The sequence below is a fragment of the Novosphingobium taihuense genome (assembly GCF_007830315.1).
Taxonomy (GTDB): domain Bacteria; phylum Pseudomonadota; class Alphaproteobacteria; order Sphingomonadales; family Sphingomonadaceae; genus Novosphingobium; species Novosphingobium taihuense.
Genome location: NZ_VLKJ01000015.1, coordinates 36,030 through 55,763 on the forward strand (window position 1 = coordinate 36,030; position 19,734 = coordinate 55,763).

15 protein-coding genes are annotated in these 19,734 nt (G+C 62.8%); 7 read left to right on the top strand and 8 right to left on the bottom strand.

Features of this window, described 5'->3' with window-relative positions:
- The first annotated feature begins 83 nt into the window (after positions 1–83).
- The gene (locus tag IQ25_RS19235) at positions 84–1,004 is read left to right on the top strand and encodes a helix-turn-helix domain-containing protein (protein WP_158637803.1); all 921 of its coding nucleotides are present in this window, start codon (positions 84–86) and stop codon (positions 1,002–1,004) included.
- Between the two features lie 116 nt (positions 1,005–1,120).
- Entirely contained in the window at positions 1,121–1,771 is a 651-nt protein-coding gene (locus IQ25_RS19240; protein WP_144907906.1) for an RBBP9/YdeN family alpha/beta hydrolase, read from the top strand.
- Here the strand turns inward: IQ25_RS19240 and glgX are convergent.
- The 7 genes from glgX to IQ25_RS19275 form a co-directional block, all read right to left on the bottom strand.
- A complete protein-coding gene (glgX, locus tag IQ25_RS19245; protein WP_144907907.1) occupies positions 1,724–3,541 on the bottom strand; it encodes a glycogen debranching protein GlgX in 1,818 nt (605 codons plus the stop codon). The two genes, IQ25_RS19240 and glgX, sit on opposite strands and share 48 nt — an antisense overlap.
- Positions 3,538–5,166 (bottom strand): alpha-D-glucose phosphate-specific phosphoglucomutase, encoded by a 1,629-nt coding sequence (locus IQ25_RS19250; RefSeq protein WP_144907908.1) that lies wholly within the window; start codon positions 5,164–5,166, stop codon positions 3,538–3,540. The genes glgX and IQ25_RS19250 overlap by 4 nt, the downstream gene beginning before the upstream one ends.
- Positions 5,163–6,641 carry a glycogen synthase GlgA gene (gene glgA / locus IQ25_RS19255; RefSeq protein WP_144907909.1) on the bottom strand — a complete coding sequence of 493 codons (1,479 nt, stop codon included), beginning with the start codon at positions 6,639–6,641 and terminating at the stop codon, positions 5,163–5,165. The genes IQ25_RS19250 and glgA overlap by 4 nt, the downstream gene beginning before the upstream one ends.
- Positions 6,638–7,897 carry a glucose-1-phosphate adenylyltransferase gene (gene glgC, locus IQ25_RS19260; RefSeq protein WP_144907910.1) on the bottom strand — a complete coding sequence of 420 codons (1,260 nt, stop codon included), beginning with the start codon at positions 7,895–7,897 and terminating at the stop codon, positions 6,638–6,640. Before glgC ends, glgA begins: the two co-directional genes overlap by 4 nt.
- 20 nt (positions 7,898–7,917) lie before the next feature.
- Complete coding sequence (gene glgB / locus IQ25_RS19265) at positions 7,918–10,083, bottom strand: 1,4-alpha-glucan branching protein GlgB (protein WP_144907911.1); 2,166 nt, start codon at positions 10,081–10,083, stop codon at positions 7,918–7,920.
- Positions 10,084–10,091: 8 nt separating this feature from the next.
- Positions 10,092–12,503: a glycogen/starch/alpha-glucan phosphorylase gene (locus tag IQ25_RS19270; RefSeq protein WP_144907912.1), complete on the bottom strand. Its 2,412-nt coding sequence runs from the start codon at positions 12,501–12,503 to the stop codon at positions 10,092–10,094.
- A gap of 320 nt (positions 12,504–12,823) precedes the next feature.
- On the bottom strand, positions 12,824–13,363 hold the full coding sequence (locus IQ25_RS19275; protein ID WP_144907913.1) for a cytochrome b: 540 nt from the start codon (positions 13,361–13,363) through the stop codon (positions 12,824–12,826).
- 206 nt (positions 13,364–13,569) lie between these two features.
- Here IQ25_RS19275 and IQ25_RS19280 point away from each other — a divergent pair, with 206 nt between their 5' ends.
- The 3 genes from IQ25_RS19280 (at position 13,570) to IQ25_RS19290 (ending at position 16,288) form a co-directional block, all read left to right on the top strand.
- Complete coding sequence (locus IQ25_RS19280) at positions 13,570–13,773, top strand: hypothetical protein (protein WP_144907914.1); 204 nt, start codon at positions 13,570–13,572, stop codon at positions 13,771–13,773.
- A gap of 111 nt (positions 13,774–13,884) precedes the next feature.
- Positions 13,885–15,384 (top strand): ATP-binding response regulator, encoded by a 1,500-nt coding sequence (locus IQ25_RS19285; protein ID WP_144907915.1) that lies wholly within the window; start codon positions 13,885–13,887, stop codon positions 15,382–15,384.
- Complete coding sequence (locus IQ25_RS19290) at positions 15,371–16,288, top strand: response regulator transcription factor (protein ID WP_144907916.1); 918 nt, start codon at positions 15,371–15,373, stop codon at positions 16,286–16,288. The genes IQ25_RS19285 and IQ25_RS19290 overlap by 14 nt, the downstream gene beginning before the upstream one ends.
- Positions 16,289–16,410: 122 nt before the next feature.
- Here IQ25_RS19290 and IQ25_RS19295 read toward each other — a convergent pair whose 3' ends face one another.
- The gene (locus tag IQ25_RS19295; protein WP_144907917.1) at positions 16,411–16,725 is read right to left on the bottom strand and encodes a UrcA family protein; all 315 of its coding nucleotides are present in this window, start codon (positions 16,723–16,725) and stop codon (positions 16,411–16,413) included.
- Positions 16,726–17,192: 467 nt separating this feature from the next.
- On the opposite strand from IQ25_RS19295, the gene IQ25_RS19300 reads away from it, so the two are divergent.
- On the top strand, positions 17,193–18,173 hold the full coding sequence (locus IQ25_RS19300) for an NADPH:quinone oxidoreductase family protein (protein WP_181447289.1): 981 nt from the start codon (positions 17,193–17,195) through the stop codon (positions 18,171–18,173).
- Between the two features lie 385 nt (positions 18,174–18,558).
- A partial coding sequence (locus tag IQ25_RS19305; RefSeq protein ID WP_144907919.1) for an aldehyde dehydrogenase family protein occupies positions 18,559–19,734 on the top strand: 1,176 nt, incomplete at its 3' end.

Below are 19,734 nucleotides of genomic sequence, written 5' to 3' on the forward strand. Positions count from 1 at the left end.
GCAAGTCTCCTCTCTTGCCGTCGATGATGCCCGGTCGCATTGCGGGAGACGACGCAACCTGCGCGCAAAATCTTGCACTTTTCGTGCAACCTGCAACACTGTCGGACATGCAGGCAAAGGGCTTCAGTCGCTACACGCTTTACGGGGAAAAGGGTATTTCCTTGCCTCCGGAGTTCGTTCACCTTGAACGTATCCGTGATCGAGCCACCCTGCACGAATGGACAATCGAGCCGCACGCTCACCCGCAGATGCTGCAGTTCCTGCTGCTCCAGTCCGGTGGCGTCACGCTCCATGGCGAGGCGGCTTCGCAGCGGCTCGATGCACCTGCGCAGGTAATCGTGCCGCCTTCATGCGTCCACGCCTTCCGCTTCGACGCTGGGGCCGAAGGCTGGGTGCTCTCGCTCGCCTCCTACCTTGCCAATGACCCGAGGCTTGTCGGTCTTCTGCAAGGCCTGCAGCAGATCGGCGGTTCCGCCGTTGCCGCATCCTTGAGTGCACAGTCGCAGACCATCGAACGCCTCGGCTGGCTGCTCGCGGATCTGTCGAGCCTCCTTGGGCAGGGCGATGCCGTCGGCCCTGCCGTGCTGGCGCAAGTCGCGCTGATCCTCGCCATCGCGGCGCAAGCTGCCTCGCACGATCACGACACCCGCAACGGGAGCGGGCACGAACCGCTTGTCGCCCGCTATCGCAGCCTGACCGAACAATACTTTCGCGATCACCTGCCGATCGGCCAATACGCTGCAATGCTCGGCACCACGGCCTCCACGCTCACCCGCGCCACCCGCCTGCTTACGGGCAAGCCACCGGCCGAAATCCTGCACGACCGCCTGATTCTCGAGGCCCGCCGCAACCTCGCATTTTCGGGCGCAAGCGTAGCCCAGATTGCCTATTCACTGGGCTTTGCCGACCCTGCCTATTTCGCCCGCTTCTTCAAGGCGCGCACCGGCCAGACGGCAGGCGCTTTCCGCAAGGAGCGGGCGTGGACTTCGCCGCCAACGGCCTGACGCAAGCTGCCTGCAATCTGGCGCAGGGCCCTTGTCTATCAAAACAGTTGAGTTATCTCTGAAGTTGTCGGGACGTAAACCGAGTCGACCGGCTTTCCGCTTCAGGAGACAGCACCATGACTCAACAACGCTCGTTTTCAGCGGCGCAGGACCCGCTGATCCTCACCGTTCCGGGCCTTGGCAACAGCGGCCCCGGTCACTGGCAAACGCAGTGGGAGCAGGATCTGCCCGATTGCCGCCGCATCGACCTTGGCCTGTGGGACGATCCGCATCGCAACACCTGGGTCAACAAGATCAATCTCGCGGTCCATCGGTCCGATCGCCCCGTCGTCCTTGTCGCGCACAGCCTCGGCTGCCTTGCCGTCGCATGGTGGGCAGAATTCGAAAAGCCTGCTGATGGCAGGGTACTGGGAGCATTGCTTGTCGCTCCCCCTGATGTCGAGGTACGCCCGATCGACCGCCGCCTGACCCGCTTCGCGCCTTTCCCGAACGGCGAACTGCCGTTCCCATCGATCCTCGTCGCGAGCCGCGACGATCCTTACATGGGCATCGGGCAGGCACGCCATCTGGCACGCACATGGGGCTGCGGCTTTGCCGATGCTGGTGAGGCAGGGCACATCAACGCCGAATCCGGACTTGGCGAATGGACCTTCGGCCGTCTGCTGCTCAACCAGTTGCTGCCCAAGCCGGTCGCTCTCGAAAGCAGCCAGCGCGCGCCGCTAGGCTCCTTCCACCCCGACCGCGCCTTGCGTCGCCTCGGTGCCTGAGCGGGTGACCGGACCGGCTTCGGGCGCGGTCCGGTCGACCCGGAAACCATAGGCTTCGCATTCCCAGGAAAAGCCGGGCGTCCTTGACCACTCCCAATCACCGGGATGCATCATGGGCCCGTCGAGCCTGCGCCATTCGCCAGTCTCGGGGAACTGCGTGAGCAGTGAAGTCCTTTCGGCACGCCACGCCGCCAGCGCAAAGACGTCAGCCTCCAGCGCCCGGTCGCGGCCGTTCCAATCGATCCATGTGATAGCGTTGTTTTGTGCATAGGCATTGTTGTTGCCCCGCTGGCTGCGCCCAAACTCGTCGCCCGCGGTCAGCATGATCGTGCCTGTCGATACGAACAGCGTGCCCAGCAGCGCGCGGGCATAGGCGGCGCGACGTGCAAGGACTTGCGCGTCGTCGGTCGGGCCTTCCACGCCGCTGTTCCAGCTGAAGTTCTCGCCATGTCCGTCACGATTGTCTTCGCCGTTGGCATGGTTGTGGCGCTGTTCGTAGGCGAGCGTGTCCGCAAGCGTGAAGCCATCATGCGCGGCAAGGAAGTTGACCGAGCGGCAGGTCTTGCCGAACAGGTCGGCCGAGCCTGCGATCCGCGTCGCCAGCACATCGACGCCAGCCTCGCCCTTCCAGAACCGGCGGACATCGTCGCGGAACCTGTCGTTCCATTCCAGCCAATTGCCTGGGAAATTTCCCAACTGATAGCCGCCCGGGCCGATGTCCCAAGGCTCGGCAATCATCACACGGTCGGCCAGCAGGGGATCGGCAGAAATCTCGGCAAAGATCGGCGCGTCAGCGGCAAAGCCGGGGCTGCGCGCAAGGATCGGCGCAAGATCGAAGCGGAACCCGTCCACGCCGCAGTGCCTGACGAAGTGGCGCAAGGTCTCAAGCGCCAGCTCGCGCACCGCAGGATTGCCGAAATCCAGCGTGTTGCCACAGCCGGTATCGTTGATCAGCGATCCATCGGGGGCCTTGGCATAGGCCGCATCGTCCAGCCCGCGCAGCGAGACAACCGGGCCAAGAACGTCGGACTCTCCGCTGTGATTCAGCACCACGTCAAGGATCACGCCGATACCATGCGCGCGCAGCACCGCTACCGTATCGCGAAGTTCCGCCACGCCGCCGGGGCAAAGACGCGGATCGAGCGCCATCATGGCAACCGGGTTGTAGCCCCATGCATTCGTCAGGCCGAGTGGGGGCAGGTGCCGCTCGTCGATCCACGCGACGATGGGCATGAGTTCTACCGCCGAGACATGCAGCCGCTTGAGGTGGTCGACGATTGCGGGATGAGCGAGGGCTGCAACCGTCCCTCGCAGCGCTTCGGGCACTTCGGGGTGCATCATGGTAAAACCGCGAACGTTGAGTTCGTAAATCAGTCCACCATGTCTGAACAGCGGCGGTTCGGGAGTTACGTCAGCGGGCGCGGTGACCACGGCCTTGGGCACGATCGCAGCAGTATCCACGCCGTATGCCGACAGGCTCACATCGAACACGAAAGGCCGGTCGAGTTCCATCGCATAGGGATCGACCAGCAACTTCGCCGGATCGAACCACAGCCCGGCAGCGGGATTCCACTCGCCCTCGGCACGGTAGCCATAGCGTGTGCCGCGCAAGTCGCGGGCAATCTCGACGGTCCAATTCTCGCCCTTCCGCGCCATCGCCACGCGCTGCTCGGCATCGTCTCCGAACAGGCAGAGCGTCAGGGCTTGAGCATTGGGGGAGCGGACGGTGAAGCGGGTTCGCCCGTCGCTGATCTCAACCCCTGGCTTCACGTAACCACATCTGGCGCAGTGCGTCCCGTATGGCGGGTAATGCCCGCTATGGCGTCCGCCGCTGCAATGAGGTCGGCCAGCATGTCCGGCGTTTCGCGATCGAGATCGCCGCCGACCGGCTCATAGCGTTCGAGATAGACGCGCAAGGTCGCGCCTTCGGTGCCCGTGCCGGACAGGCGGAACACCACGCGCGATCCGCCCACGAACAGCACGCGCACGCCCTGGTTGCTGCTGGTCGAGCCGTCGACCGGATCGAGGTAGGAGAAGTTGTCAGCCTCGGCAATTTCCAGCGTTCCGAACGACTTGCCGGGCAGAGTTGCCAGCGAAGCCTTGAGTTCGTCCATCAGTGCATCGGCATTGTCCGTCGGCAGGGCCTCGTAGTCGTGGCGGGCATAATAGTTGCGCCCCAACTTCGCCCAGTGCTCGCGCGCCAGCTGATCCACGCTGATCTTGCGCACGGCGAGAATGTTCAGCCAGAGCAGAACGGCCCATAGCCCGTCCTTCTCGCGCACGTGGTCACTGCCGGTCCCGGCGCTTTCCTCGCCGCAGATCGTTGCCATGCCTGCGTCGAGCAGGTTGCCGAAGAACTTCCACCCTGTGGGCGTCTCGAAGCACGGCAGGCCCAGCGCCTCGGCCACGCGGTCGGCTGCAGCGCTCGTCGGCATCGAACGGGCAATGCCCTTGAGGCCGCTGGCATAGCCGGGTGCGAGTTGGGCGTTGGCAGCAAGCATGGCGAGGCTGTCTGACGGCGTGACGAAGCGATGCCTGCCCACGATCAGGTTGCGGTCGCCATCGCCGTCGGAAGCCGCGCCGAAATCGGGGGCGTTCTCGCCGAACATGGTCTCGAACAGTTCGTGCGCGTGGACCATGTTGGGATCGGGGTGGTGCCCGCCGAAGTCTTCCAGCGGCACGCCATTGCGCACGGTGCCCGTGGGGAAGCCGAGGCGGTTTTCCAGTATTTCCGACGCGTAGGGGCCGGTGACGGCACTCATCGCGTCAAACGACATAGTGAAACCGGCCGCAACATTGGCTCGTATGGCGTTGAAATCGAACAGCGATTCCATAAGCTCGGCATAATCGGCCACGGAATCGATCACTTCGACCGTAAGCCCCGCGACTTTCGTCGACCCAACCGTGTCGAGGTCCACATCTGCGGCATCCACCGTCAGCCAGCGGTCAATCGTCTGCGTCCGCGCATAGATCGCCTCGGTCACGCCCTCGGGCGCGGGGCCGCCGTTGGCGATGTTGTACTTGATGCCGAAGTCCTCGTCAGGGCCGCCGGGGTTGTGGCTGGCCGAGAGGATCAACCCGCCCGAAGCGCCATACTTGCGGATCACGTTGGACGCGGCAGGGGTCGAAAGGATGCCGCCCTTGCCGACCAGCACCTTGCCGTAGCCATTGGCGGCAGCGATGCGGATCGCTTGCTGGATCACTTCGCGGTTGTGGTAGCGGCCGTCTCCGCCGAGCACCAGGGTGCTACCAGGATCGCGCTCTACGACGTCGAACACTGCCTGAATGAAGTTCTCCGCATAGTTGGGCTGCTGGAAAACCTTCACTTTCTTGCGCAGGCCGGATGTACCGGGCTTCTGCCCCGCATAAGGTGTCGACGCAACAGTACGGGTCATTGGTCCTCCGCGATCAGGCTGGCATAGAGGCCCGCATAGGTCTTACCCGAGCGGCTCCACGAAAAGTCGGTCTTCATTCCGGCGCGCTGCATGGCACGCCAGACATCCTTTTGACCATAGAGCGTTACAGTCCGGCTGATCGCGTCGGCAAGGCTCGCGTAATTCACGCCATCGAACTGCACGCCAGTCGCCACGCCGCCCATGACCGCCGCCAGATTGGCGTCGATCACGGTGTCGGCAAGGCCTCCGGTGCGCGAAACCACGGGCACGCAGCCATAGGCGAGGCCATAGAGCTGGGTCAGGCCGCAAGGCTCGAAACGCGAGGGCACGAGGATCGCATCCCCGCCGCCTTGCATCCTGTGGGAAAGGCCCTCGTCATAACCCGTGCGCACGCCCACTTTGCCGGGGTGCCGCATGGCCGCGGCGTGGAATGCGTTCTCCATGGCCTTGTCGCCCGAGCCGAGGAGCGCGAGGCGGCCGCCGAGGCCGACGAGGTGATCGATGCACTCCAGAAGAACGTCGATGCCCTTCTGCCAGGTGAGACGGGTGATGGCGATGAAGAGAGGACCATCGTCCTCATCGAGTGCGAATTCTGCCTCCAGTGCGCGCTTGTTTGCTACCCGCTTGCCCAGGGAGAGTTGCCCGTTTGCCTTCGAGAGTTGGCCGTATGCCTCGGAGAGTTGGAGATCGGTTGCCGGGTTCCATTGGGCGGTGTCGATGCCGTTGACGATACCCTTTACGCGGTCCCCGCGACTGACGATAAGTCCTTCCAGGCCCATGCCAAATTCGGGCGTACGTATCTCGCGCGCGTAAGTCGGGCTGACAGTGGTGATCATGCTCGCTGCCTCGAGGCCCGCTTTGAGGAAGCCCACGCCGCCATGATACTCCACCCCGTCCATCGCCCACGCTTCGGGCGGGAGGCCGAGGGCCGGGAACAGGTCTGCGCCGAAGTGGCCCTGGAATGCCATGTTGTGGATGGTCATGACCGATGGAATGCGCTTGCCCCCGGCGGGCGGCGCGAAACGCAGGTAGGCCAACGCCATCGCCGCCTGCCAGTCGTGCGCGTGCAGGACGTTGAAACTGCGCGCTTTTACCGCGCCACCGGCAAGGTCGGCGGCTGCTCTGCCGAAGGCGGCAAACCGACGCCAGTTGTCCGCCCAGTCGCGGCCCGAGCTGTCAACGTAAGGCCCGCCATCGCGCTGGAAATAGGCAGGAGCGTCAACCACCAGCAAGGGGTGCCCGTCGATCTTGCCGCCGACCAACCGCGCCTTCTCGCCGAGCAGGCTGTCCCACGCGTGCAAGGCGCGGGGGCGGGAAAGCGCTTTCATGACAGCGGGATAGCCGGGGAGGATGGTCGTCATTTCCACCCCGTGCGGTGCCACCGCCGAGGGCAGCGCGCCCGCCACATCGGCAAGGCCGCCGGTCTTGATCAGCGGCACGGCCTCGGAGGCGACGGAGAGGACTTTCACGCTCATGCCAACTGGTCGATCATCCGCTTGGTGATGAGGCAGACGCCGCTGTCAGTACGGCGGAAGCGCTGGGCGTCAAGGATCGGGTCTTCGCCAACGACAAGCCCTTCGGGGATGCGCACGCCGGAATCGAGGATTACCCGGCTAAGCCGCGCGCCTCGGCCGATGTTGCAGTAGGGCAGGATCACGGCTTCCTCGCAGGAGGAGAACGAACCCATCTTTACGCCGGTAAACAACAGGCTGCGCTTGGCGACAGCGCCAGAGACGATGCAGTCCTGGCTGATCAGCGAGGATATCGCCATGCCGCGCCGGCCTTCCTCGTCGTGCACGAACTTGGCGGGGGCGGCGATGATCTGGTCGGTCCAGATCGGCCAGTCGCGATCGTACATGTTGAGCTTGGGGACGACGTCGGTGAGGTCGAGGTTAGCCTCGAAGTAGGCATCCAGCGTGCCGACATCGCGCCAATATTCCTCGATTTCCTCCGCCGCGCGGATGCACGAATTGGTGAAACGGTGGGCGACTGCCTTTCCGTTCTTTACGATCTTGGGGATGATATCGTTGCCGAAGTCGCGCGACGAATTGGGATCGTCGGCATCTTCCTGCAGCATCTGGAACAGGAATTTCGTCTCGAAGACGTAGATGCCCATCGAGGCCAGTGCCATCTCCTCGTTGCCGGGAATGCCGGGAGGATCGGCGGGCTTTTCAATGAAATCGGTGATGGTGTCGGTCTTGTCGACGGCCATGACGCCAAAGCCGGTCGCTTCCATGCGCGGCACGACGAGGCAGCCGATCGTCACGTCAGCGCCGCTTTCGACGTGCTGGCGGAGCATCAGCTCGTAATCCATCTTGTAGATGTGATCGCCCGCCAGGATGACCATGTACTTGGGCGCATAGGAGGCGATGATGTCGATGTTCTGGAACACGGCATCGGCGGTGCCTTCGTACCAGTGATCTTCAGAGACTCGCTGCGAGGCGGGGAGGATGTCGAAGCTTTCGTTGCGTTCGGGGCGCATGAAGTTCCACGCGCGCTGCATGTGGCGGATCAACGAGTGCGCCTTGTACTGCGTGGCGACGCCGATGCGGCGAATGCCCGAGTTGATCGCGTTGGACAGGGCAAAGTCGATAATGCGGGATTTGCCGCCGAAATAGACCGCGGGTTTCGCACGATTGTCGGTCAGTTCCTTCAACCGGCTGCCACGGCCCCCTGCAAGGACATAGGCCATCGCATCGCGGGCCAGCGGCTGAGAGTAAGTTTCGCGCATCCCCGTTTCTCCGTCCTCTTTTAACCTTCGAATTCCAGCATGAGGGTAGCCAGCGGCGGAAGCACGACGAATGCCGCGCCGCCTTCTGCCGTGACCTGCCCGAGATTGCCGATGCCGCTGCCACCATAGTCCTGCGCATCGCTGTTGAGCACTTCGCGCCATGCACCATCGTGGGGCAGGGGCAGGCGGTAGCTGTCATGGACCTGCGGCGTCATGTTGCAGATCACCGCAACCGGCTTTGCCCCCGGTGCCTTGCGCACCCAGGCGAAAACAGAGGCCTGGGCATCATCGACCACCAGCCACTCGAACCATTCGCCTTCGCAATCGCGGGCGTGGAGGGCGGGGCGGGTGGTGTAGACGCGGTTGAGATCGCGCACCCAGCGGCGGACACCTTCGTGTGCGGGGGCCTTAAGCAGATCCCAGTCGAGCGAGCGCGCTTCGCTCCATTCGCGGCGCTGGGCGAACTCCTGCCCCATGAACAGCAGCTTCTTGCCGGGATAGCCCCACATCATGCCGTAATAGGCGCGAAGGTTGGCGAACTTCTGCCAATCGTCGCCGCTCATCTTGGTGAGGAGCGAGCCCTTGCCGTGGACCACTTCGTCATGGCTCAGCGGCAGGACGAAGTTTTCGCTGAAGGCGTACGTCAGGCCGAACGTGATTTCGTTGTGGTGGTAGCGGCGGTGGATCGGATCACGCGCCATGTACTGGAGCGTGTCGTGCATGAAGCCCATGTTCCACTTGAAGCCGAAGCCGAGGTGCTCACGCGGGGCTTCTGCGAAGGCGGGCTTGCTGACACCGGGCCATGAGGTTGATTCCTCGGCGATGGTGAGGAAGCCCGGATGGCTGGCATAAACCGCGCGGTTCATTGCCTTGAGGAACTCGACCGCTTCCCAATTCTCGCGCCCGCCTTCCTCGTTGGGAATCCATTCGCCCGCCTTGCGCGAGTAATCGCGGTAGAGCATCGAGGCGACGGCATCCACGCGCAGGCCATCGACATGGTAGCGCTCGGCCCAGAACAGGGCGTTGTTGACGAGGAAGCTGACCACTTCGCGGCGGCCGAAGTTGTAGATCAGCGTGTTCCAATCGGGGTGGAAGCCGAGGCGCGGATCTTCGTGTTCGTAGAGCGCGGTGCCGTCGAAGCGGACGAGGCCGTGTTCGTCGGTGGGGAAGTGGGCGGGCACCCAGTCGATCAGGACCGAGACGCCTGCGCGGTGCGCACCATCGACGAAACGGGCAAAGCCCTCGGGCGGGCCGAAGCGGGCCGACGGGGCATAGAGGCCGGTGGTCTGATAACCCCACGAAGGGTCGTAAGGGTGTTCGGAGACGGGCAGGAACTCGATATGGGTGAAGCCCATCTCGGTTACATAGGGGATCAGGCGATCGGCCAGCTCGTCCCACGTGTAGAAGCCCTCATCGTGCGGCTTCTGCCATGAGCCCGGATGGACTTCGTAGATCGACATGGGCTGGCGGCGCGCATCGATGCTGGCCCAGTGGGCGCGGTGATCGGCATCGCCCCAGTCCATCTTGACCGGATGGGCGGTGATCGAGGCCGTGCTCGGGCGGAACTCGGCTGCTTGCGCATAGGGATCGGCCTTGAGTGGCAGGACGGTCCCATCCGCGTCGACGACCCGATACTTGTATGTGCGGTGTTCGCCGATGTCGGGGATGAATACTTCCCAGACGCCGATATCGACGCGACGACGCATGGGATGGCGGCGTGCGTCCCAATCGTTGAAATCGCCGACGACGCTGACAAGCCGCGCGTTGGGTGCCCAGACGGCGAAGTGCACGCCGCTTGCGCCTTCATGCTCGATGAGATGGGCGCCCATCTTGTCGAACAGGCGCAAGTGCGTGCCTTCGGCAATCAGGAAGTCATCCAGAGGACCAAGGACGGGGCCGAACGAATAGGGGTCGGTAACGAGCCATTCGTGGGCACCCGCCTTGCAGGCATAGCGCACCGGCTGGCGCGGGCCGGTGACCTTGCCTTCGAACAGCCCGCGTCCGTCAACGCGCTTCAGCTTGCCCAGTTTCTTGCCCGAGAGCGACCATGCCACGGCCTCTTCCGCGCCGGGCAGGACAGCGCGACCGAAAGCCCCGTCCGGCCCCTCATGGATGCCGAGAACCGAGAAAGGATCGGCGTGCGTCCCGTCCAGAAGGGCTTCGATGGCGCTCGCCGGTGGTTTCATTGCGGTCGTCAGACCCCCCAGATGTCGCGGGCATATTCGCCGATCGTGCGATCGGACGAGAACCAGCCTACGTTGGCTATGTTACGGATAGCCGAAGCGCGCCATGCCGCCTGCTGTTCCCAGCGGCGATCGATGTTGCGCTGGGCGGCGTGGTAGCTGTCGAAATCTGCGGCGACCATGAACCAGTCGTGATCGTAGATGCCGCCCATCAGGCCCTTGTAGCGGTCCGGATCATCGGGCGAGAACACGCCGGTGGCGATGGCGGCGAGGGCCTGCTGCAATTCGCGCGAACTTTCGATCACTGCGCGGGGGTTGTACCCGTTCGCGCGCTTGTCCTCGACTTCATCGGCGGTGAGGCCGAAGATTTCGATGTTGGGATCGCCGACGTGGTCCTTGATCTCGATGTTGGCACCATCGAGTGTGCCGATGGTCAGCGCGCCGTTAAGGGCGAACTTCATGTTGCCGGTGCCCGAGGCTTCCATGCCGGCAGTGGAGATCTGTTCGGACAGGTCTGCGGCCGGAATGATCTTCTCGGCAAGGCTGACGTTGTAGTTCGGCACAAACACGACCTTGAGCAGCCCGCCGACCGAAGGATCGGAATTGACCCGGCGGGCGATGTCGTTGGCCAGTTTGATGATCAGCTTTGCGTTGTGATAGCTCGACGCGGCCTTGCCGCCGAAGATCTTCACGCGTGGCACCCAATCGCGTTCCGGGTGGCTGCGGATCTGGTCGTAAAGCGCTACGGTTTCGACCAGATTGAGCAGCTGGCGCTTGTATTCGTGGATGCGCTTTATCTGCACGTCGAACAGGGCGTCAGGATCGAGGCGGACGCCGGTCAATTCCTTGATGTGCTTGGCCAGCGCGATCTTGTTCGAGCGCTTGACCTCGGCAATGCGCTCACCGAGCGCGGCGTCATCGGCCAGCGCGTTGAGGTCTGCCAGTTTGGCGGCATCGTCAAGGAATGCGGTGCCGATCGCGTCCTTGAGCACCGAAGTCAGGCCGGGATTGCACTGCTGAAGCCAGCGACGGGGCGTGACGCCATTGGTCTTGTTGTTGATGCGGGTGGGGTAGAGCTTGTGCAGATCGGAGAAGACGGTGGTCTTCATCAGATCGGTGTGCAGCGCAGCCACGCCGTTGACGCTGTGTGCCCCGGTGAAGGCGAGATTGGCCATGCGCACGCGGCGTTCGCCCCCTTCGTCGATCAGGCTGATCGCGGCGATGGCGGCATCGTCCATTCCGGCCTTGCGGGCTTCACGCAGAACGCGGCTGTTGATCGCATAGACGATCTGCATGTGGCGGGGCAGCAGACGTTCGAACAAGGGGAGCGGCCAGGATTCCAGCGCTTCGGGCAAGAGGGTGTGGTTGGTGTAACCGACAGTGGCTTTGGTCACTTCCCACGCCTCATTGAACTCAAGGCCGTGGACGTCGACCATGAGGCGCATCAGTTCGGCAACGGCCACCGCGGGATGCGTGTCGTTGAGCTGGATCGCAGCCTTGTCGGGCAGGGTGCGGATGTCGCCGTGGAATTGGACGTGACGGCGCACGATGTCCTGGATCGACGCGGAGGTGAAGAAGTACTCCTGCCGCAGGCGCAGTTCCTGTCCGGCGGGGGTGGAGTCCGCGGGGTAGAGCACGCGCACGAGGCTGTCGGCACGGACCTGTTCGGCCATCGCTCCCATGTGGTCGCCGGCGTTGAAGGCATCGAGACGCAGCGGATCGAAGGCGTGTGCGGTCCACAGGCGCAGGGTGTTGACGCGCTTGCCGCGCCAGCCGACGACCGGGGTATCGACCGCGCTTGCCTCGACCTTTTCAGCCGGGCGCCATTCCACGCCGTCGCCGGTTTCGACCACTTCGCCGCCGAAGCCGATGATGTAGGCGCTTTCGCGGCGATCAAACTCCCAGGGGTTGCCGTGGCTGAGCCAGGTCTCGGGCAGTTCGACCTGCCAGCCATCGTCGATCCGCTGGCGGAACATGCCGTTCACGTAGCGGATGCCATAGCCGTAGGCAGGGATGCCGAGGCTGGCGAGGCTTTCCATAAAGCAAGCGGCGAGGCGTCCAAGACCGCCATTGCCCAGCGCAGCATCAGGTTCGAGGTTCTCCAGCGCGGCGAGGTCGAACCCGTGTTCGCGCAAGGCCTTTTCCATGTCGCGCGTGAGGCCCATGTTCGACAGGGCATCGCGCAGGAGGCGGCCGATCAGGAATTCGAGGCTGAGGTAATAGACCCGCTTGCCGCCCTTCTCGTAAGTCTCACGCGTTGATTCCATCCACTGGTCGATGATCGCATCGCGCAGGGTGAGGACAGTGGCCGTGTACCAGTCGTGCGGCTTTGCCGCGCGCTCGTCCTTGCCGACGCGGTGGCGCAGCACGTCGATGATCTTCGCGTCGATCTCGCTGGCGGTTGAAGTTTTCTCGAGGTTCATCGCACAAGTCCCACCCTGCTTGGTGCCGGACGCAGGCCGACATTCGTGCCCGCTGACCGGCGCCTGTTGCACCGACCTTTCATGGTGGCGTGCCTAACCTTTCCGCGCTGCTGCGCTCGAAGCGGGCAAAACCTTGCATCGTACTCCCGGACCGGAAGGTAGGCGACGCTTGGGGAAATGGGCAAGCGGGGATTGCGAGCGGGCTGGGATGTGACCAGACGGAACGCACCAGTCTTGGCAATCTGCATCGGCCCCCCAATCGCTTGTGGGAGGCACTTACGTGTTTCACCGCTGTTTGTCGGTCAGAATACGTCTGCGCATCAGAGCATTCGGCGCAAGACATTGTCCTTGATGATGAAATGGTGATGCAGGGCCGCCGCGACGTGCAGCACAACGAGGCCGGCCATGAGGAAGCCAAGCACTTCGTGGCCTTCATGCGCTGCATCGGCAAGGGCCGAGCCCTTGGCCACGGCAAGCTTGGGCCAATCGAACAGTCCGTAGATCGAGAGCGGGTATTTGCCGGCTGACGAGAAGATCCAGCCGGTGATCGGTACGATCAGCATGAGCGCATAGAGCCCGACATGGGTGATCCGAGCAATCTTGCGTTTCAGGCTGCCCATCGTGCTCGGCCAGTCGGGCATGGTCCAGGTGAAGCGCCAGCCGAGGCGCCCAAGCGAAAGCAGGAGAATCAGGATGCCGGTCGCCTTGTGGGCGGGGAATGGCTGCCAGATGTCTTCGATCGCATCGCCCGCGATCCCGGTGACGAGGTTGAAGATGACCATGGCGGCAATCACGGCATGGAGTGTTCGGGCCACCGCGTTGTAGCGCACCAGTTGATCGTTTGCCGCGAGTGTTGCCATTTTGAATCCCCGATTTCTGCTCTTGCGAGGACTTTAGGGCTGCGGACCGGATTCGTCACGCAAGTAGAGTGGTTTGCGCATCCAACGCCACGATAGCGTTTAAAATTATGACAGTCGTCAAGGAATGACATGCGGCATTTGACGTATGTCCTCTCGTGCAGTGCAAAAAATATGGTGTCGGCAGAAACCATAGTTCGTGAGGGTACATGACCACGCCGCGTCTCACTCAAGTCGAGCCTGCTGTCGTCCACAAAATGGCTTCGGTGCTGAAGAGCCAGAAGCCCGAAGTGATCCAGAATCACTTCGGAATAGGCCTCAACACATGGGTCAAGCTGCGTGAAGGAAAGGCGATCCGCCACTCGGTGGCAGAACGCCTGATGCAGCGTCTGCAGCGCGACCAGCTTATTTGAACGCTCACATTCCTGCCGGGCACCTCGCCGTCAGGGCTTGAGTTTGTTTGCGTTGCAGTGCACAAACCGTAAGTGCCCCATACGACAACACGGGCATGCGGGGTCGTTGCAATGGTCACTTTCCGTGAGGGCGGAAACAGACTGATCGAGAAAGCAAGCGTCTTGCTGCGCTTGCGCACCCAGCGTCCGCCCGCTGATTTTGACGATCTTCGAGCAAGACTGGCCGCTGCCGAGGCAGCCAACAGCGCCAAGAGTCGCTTCCTTGCCAACGTCAGCCATGAGATACGCTCGCCGCTCAATGCCATCTACGGCTACGCCCAACTGGTTGAGCGTGGGGCAGGCGTCGACCCACAGGACGCGGCACGTGTGATCCGCCGGAGTGCGGAACACCTTACCAACCTCGTTGAAGGGCTGCTCGATATCGCATCGGTCGAGCAGGGCGTTGTGAGGATCGATAATGGCGTGATCCGTCTTGGCGCGCTGGTGGAGCAGGTGGCCGAAATGTTCGCGCCGCTCGCCACGCAGAAAGGCCTCGCGTTCTCGTGCGAATTGCCGGATCGGCTGCCCGAGTTCGTGCGGATGGATGAGCGCCGCGTGCGGCAGGCACTGATCAATCTCGTCTCCAACGCGGTGAAGTTCACTCAGGCGGGCGCGATACGGCTTGTGCTCAAGTGGTCCGGCCAGATCGCGACTTTTGAAGTACACGACACCGGGCCGGGGATCGCGCCTGAACGGCAGGAGCGGATATTTGCACCCTACGAGCGCGCCGATGTCGATGGCGACGCCGAGCGCGTAGGGGCGGGACTTGGCCTGGCAATCACCAGCGCAGTTGTGCGCATGCTTGGCGGTGAACTCACGCTTGAAAGCCGGGTAGGCGAGGGGAGCCGCTTCAGCATCCGTCTGATGGCTCCGCCGGTGTCGGGGATGGTCGATCGTGCGAAAGATCGAGTGCGGCCGGTGGGCTACCGTGGCCCGCGTCGATCAATCCTGCTGATCGATGACGACCTTGATCATCTGAGCGTCTTGCGGACGACGTTGGCCGAAGTGGGCTTCGAGGTATCGCAAGCGAGCGATGGCCAGACCGCTATCGCACTGGCCGAGAGAGGACGCTTCGATGCAGTGATTTGCGACGTGAGCATGCCGGGCATGAGCGGGTGGGAGGTGGCCGGGCACTTGCGGGCCTTACATGGTCGTTCGCTTGCGATCCTGATGCTCTCGGCCAATGCCTTCGACCGACACGGTCAATCGGGGCGCGAGGCTGACCATGACGCCTTCCTGCTAAAACCGGTGGAACTCGGGGCACTGATCGATTCGCTCGGGCGGCACCTCAGCCTGGATTGGATCACGTCGGACAGTGGCAATTTCCGTCAGAGCAACGTTCTTTCAAGCTGCAGCGATGGCATTGCCGCTGCTGCGCGCGAGCATGCCGAAAGGCTGAAATCACTGGTGCGGATCGGCCATGTGCGTGCGCTGGAAGGCGAGATCAGAAGTCTCGAGCAGGCCGATCCTGCGGCAGCCCCCTTGGCTGCCAGACTTTACGACTGCCTCGACCGTTTCGATCTTGCCGCGATGGGGCGGATGCTTGAGGAGTTGCCCGATGAGTGGCGTTAGCGCACGGCGCGATACCGTTCTCGTCGTGGACGATGAGCCTGATTCCCTCCGATTCCTCACCGACACGCTGGAGGGAGCCGGTATCACCGTGCTCGTGGCGATTTCAGGAACGGCAGCACTCGACCTGCTCGAGCATATAACGCCCGATCTTATCCTGATGGACGCGGTCATGCCGGGGATCGATGGTTTCGAGACGACCGCGCGGATCAAGGCGCGGCCTGAACTGGTGCACGTGCCGGTGATGTTCATGACCGGGCTGACCGAGAGCGAGCATGTGATCGAGGGGTTCGAGGTCGGTGGGGTCGACTACCTGCGCAAGCCGGTGAACGTGCATGAATTGCTCGCTCGTGTCCGCGTTCATCTGGGCCATGCGCGCGCCATGCAGGCGGGCGCTGCGGGACTTGATGCAACCGGGCGGCTCATGATGGCGACTGATACGCAGGGTTCGCTGCTGTGGTGCACGCCGCTGGCAGAGCAGGCAATCAGTCGTGTCAGTCCTGGCTGGAACAAGGAGCAGGGCCCGCTTCCCGATGTCCTGCGCGGGCCGCTCGCACGGTTGATCGGGCGCAATGCCACAGGAGCGACGGCGCGGATCGAGCAGGAAGAGGGCGCGCTCGAACTGGTCGTCATCGCGCAATACCGCGAGAGCGAATTGCTCATCCGGCTCAACGAGCTCAATCCGAAAGCAGACGTGGGCAAGCTTCAGCAGCGGCTCGCTTTGACGGACCGCGAGGCTGAGGTGCTGCTGTGGATCAGCTACGGCAAGTCAAACGGGATGATCTCCGAGGTCCTGGCGATCAGCCCGCGCACCGTGCAGAAGCACCTGGAGCGGATCTACGAAAAGCTCGGTGTCGAAACGCGCGCGGCCGCTGCAGCTGTGGCGATAAAGGTTCTGGGTACCTGACGCGACAACGCCGGCCGGGAGGGGCATGCCTCCACGTCCGGCGCTGGGCTAGCATCCCGTCGATCTACGCGCGCATCCAGGGAACGGTGCGCCGGAGACCTGCGGGAAGCCGGAATGCGTGCTCAGCGGCGGGCCATGGTGCCGGTACGTGCGGCCTGAGCCAGTTCCTGGACCATCGGTTCGACGCTCGCGATGGCAGCGCGGCGGCAACGATAATCAGGCATGGGCGTGGTTATCATGCGGTCCGAGGGATCGCAGGCTTCGGCTGCGGCGTCGGCAATGCGGTTGCGAAAGCGACGCATGTCAGTCGGCCGTGTCAGGTCAAGGCCATCGGCCGAAACCGAGATGTTCACGGTCTGGGGAGCGGGAGCGGCAAAAGCAATCTGCGGTGCAGACAGCAAGCCGACCGCCGCGGTGGCGGCGAGAAGGATCTTCATGGGGTATTCTCCTGCGTACTGTCTTTTTTATGAGAAGGCCGTTTGCCAACCTCCCCTTTTTGATGGATCGCCGGGTTTGCCCCGTTGGCTCGATCCATGCTTAAAATAGACCTCGTACGGGCTTTGAACAAGCAGATTTGGCGGGGAAGGCGTTGGTTTTCTGGGGTTTTTGCTTGTGCCCCGCAGCAATCTGCACACCTTTGAAACCAGCTCTTAGCGGCAGTGGAATTGGGCACCCCGCGATCGACTTAGGACAGGTGTTCAATTTTCTGGCTGTTGTCAGCGAGTTGCAGCAGGGCGGTAAAGGGTGTGGGCGAGAAAGTGCTTCGAGGTCACGCTTGCCCAGATTGCTTCGGTGCACTGCAGCATCCCGGCGCAACTTTTTTGCAGTGATCGGTCAATAAGGGGCAGCTTGGTGCGACCGGTCAAATCGTTCAGTGTCATTTTGGGAGAACACCATGAACAAGATGCTGGCCCTTCAGGTGCACGAACTCGCCGATGATCTCAGCGGCACAAAGCTTGCGGAACTACCCATTCCGCAGATTGCTGCAGGAGAGGTTCTTGTCAGGATCGAGGCTGCGGCACTCGGCTTTCCGGACCTGTTGATGACGCGTGGCGGTTACCAGGCCAAGCCGCCGCTACCCTTCGTGCCCGGCATGGAATCGGCAGGCGTCGTTGTCGAAGCGGCCGAAGGAAGCCGTTGGCGCGCAGGAGATCGTGTGATCACCGGCGGGCTGACGGGGGGCGTGGCGCAATATGGCGTCTTTGCGAATAATGCTTTGATGTCGCTGCCGGGCTTGCTGTCAATGGCGCAAGGGGCCTCCTTGCGGGCTGCCTATCTGACAGCCTGGGTTGCGCTTGTGCGTCGTGGCCAGGCTCTGGCAGGTGATTGGCTGCTCGTGCATGGAGCGGCCGGAGGCGTCGGTCTCGCCGCAGTGGATCTTGGCATTGCGCTGGGCTTGAGGGTCATCGCGGTTGCCTCTTCGGAGACAAAGCGAGAGGCGATAGCCCGTCTTTACAGTCCAGCACACGTAATCGACGGGGCTGCCGGCTTTCGCGAACAGGTGCTCGCGCTTACCGATGGCCATGGCGCCGATCTGGTGTTCGACCCTGTGGGTGGCGACGTATTCGACGAGTCGACCAGATGTATCGCTTTCGACGGACGACTGCTGGTGATCGGATTTGCGGGTGGACGCATTCCCCAGGTCGGAGCCAACATACCCCTGATAAAGGGATTTTCCGTAGTCGGTGTTCGCGCAGGCGAATATGGGCGGCGCTTCCCGGAGCGGGGCGCCGAAAATCTCGAGAGCGTCCATAAACTGGCGTCGGACGGCTCGATCGTGCCGCACGTTGATGCCTGCTATTCCATGCAGGACTGGGAAAAGGCCTATCGCGCCATGGAATCCCGCAGTGTCATCGGGCGAAGCGTGATTCTGCCGCACGGCTGATCGCGCACTGGCGGCCAGTATTCTCAGCCAAAAAATGGGCCGCACCGTTGCCGGGCGGCCCTGAAAAGTTTGGGAGAGGATGCCTGAAAGGCCCAACCGAAATGGGCTTAGCTCCCCTGTTGTGCAAGTGCGAAACATACGTACACAGTTGCAATAAATGCAATCGAGTTAATTGATGAGGCATGCTGACGTTCTCGTCTGGCAATGCCTTTTAGGCTGTAACGCTATACATTTCATGAAGTTAGGTTCGCTGCAGCGATGCGTGATGGTCCATCTTCAAGCATGCGTTTCCTGCACAAAAGGTCAGGTAACACGTGGCGTCATTTCGCCGGTTGCGGCGCAAATTCAAAATTGCTATAAATCATAACAGATAGGGAGAGCAGACATGCAATTCGAACGCATCAACCCCATGACCGGTGCTGTCGCGTCAACCGCCGAGGCGATGCAGGCATCTGACATTCCGGCGATTGCAGCCAGGGCAGGGGCTGCCTTTCCGGCCTGGGCCGGGATGGGGCCGAACGCCCGCCGCGCCGTGCTGATGAAGGCGGCAAGCGCGCTTGAGGCGAAGGCCGATGCCTTTGTCGAGGCGATGATGGGCGAGATCGGAGCGACCAAGGGCTGGGCGCTGTTCAACCTCGGCCTTGCGGCATCGATGGTTCGAGAAGCCGCTGCGCTCACAACCCAGATTTCCGGCGAGGTCATTCCTTCCGACAAGCCGGGGTGCCTGGCCATGGCCCTGCGCGAACCGGTTGGCGTGATCCTTGGCATTGCGCCGTGGAATGCGCCGATCATTCTCGGCGTGCGTGCGATCGCCGTGCCGCTGGCCTGCGGCAATGCCGTGATCCTCAAGGCTTCCGAACAATGCCCGCGCACCCATGCGCTGATCATCGAGGCCTTTGCCGAAGCGGGCTTCCCCGAAGGCGTGGTCAATGTCGTGACCAATGCGCCGAAGGATGCGGCTGAGGTTGTGGGCGCGCTGATCGATGCGGGCGAGGTAAGGCGGATCAATTTCACCGGCTCCACCGCTGTTGGCCGGATCATTGCCAAGCGCGCTGCCGAGCACCTCAAGCCCTGCCTGCTCGAACTGGGCGGCAAGGCGCCGCTGATCGTGCTGGATGATGCTGATCTGGATGAGGCGGTGAAGGCAGCAGCATTTGGCGCCTTCATGAACCAGGGTCAGATCTGCATGTCGACCGAGCGGATCATCGTCGTCGATGCCGTCGCCGACGCCTTCGCCGAGAAGTTCAAGGCCAAGGTCGCGACGCTGGCCGTGGGCGACCCTCGCGAGGGGACAACGCCGCTTGGTGCCGTCGTGGACGCCAAGACTGTGGCACACTGCCAGAGCCTGATCGACGATGCCGTGGCCAAGGGCGCAAAGGTTCTGACGGGCGGCGAAACCACGCACAACGTGCTGATGCCCGCCCACGTCGTCGATGGCGTGACGCAGGACATGAAGCTGTTCCGCGACGAGAGTTTCGGCCCGGTTGTCGGCGTGATCCGGGCCCGCGATGAGGCCCATGCGATCGAACTGGCCAACGACACCGAGTACGGGCTGTCGGCT

Coding starts and splice junctions, on each gene's coding strand:
- IQ25_RS19280 (WP_144907914.1), top strand. CDS start 13,570: ATGACCACGCCGCGTCTCACTCAAGTCGAGCCTGCTGTCGTCCACAAA.
- IQ25_RS19250 (WP_144907908.1), bottom strand. CDS start 5,166: ATGACCCGTACTGTTGCGTCGACACCTTATGCGGGGCAGAAGCCCGGT.
- glgB (WP_144907911.1), bottom strand. CDS start 10,083: ATGAAACCACCGGCGAGCGCCATCGAAGCCCTTCTGGACGGGACGCAC.
- IQ25_RS19295 (WP_144907917.1), bottom strand. CDS start 16,725: ATGAAGATCCTTCTCGCCGCCACCGCGGCGGTCGGCTTGCTGTCTGCA.
- glgC (WP_144907910.1), bottom strand. CDS start 7,897: ATGCGCGAAACTTACTCTCAGCCGCTGGCCCGCGATGCGATGGCCTAT.
- IQ25_RS19300 (WP_181447289.1), top strand. CDS start 17,193: ATGCTGGCCCTTCAGGTGCACGAACTCGCCGATGATCTCAGCGGCACA.
- IQ25_RS19275 (WP_144907913.1), bottom strand. CDS start 13,363: ATGGCAACACTCGCGGCAAACGATCAACTGGTGCGCTACAACGCGGTG.
- IQ25_RS19240 (WP_144907906.1), top strand. CDS start 1,121: ATGACTCAACAACGCTCGTTTTCAGCGGCGCAGGACCCGCTGATCCTC.
- IQ25_RS19285 (WP_144907915.1), top strand. CDS start 13,885: ATGGTCACTTTCCGTGAGGGCGGAAACAGACTGATCGAGAAAGCAAGC.
- IQ25_RS19270 (WP_144907912.1), bottom strand. CDS start 12,503: ATGAACCTCGAGAAAACTTCAACCGCCAGCGAGATCGACGCGAAGATC.
- IQ25_RS19290 (WP_144907916.1), top strand. CDS start 15,371: ATGAGTGGCGTTAGCGCACGGCGCGATACCGTTCTCGTCGTGGACGAT.
- glgA (WP_144907909.1), bottom strand. CDS start 6,641: ATGAGCGTGAAAGTCCTCTCCGTCGCCTCCGAGGCCGTGCCGCTGATC.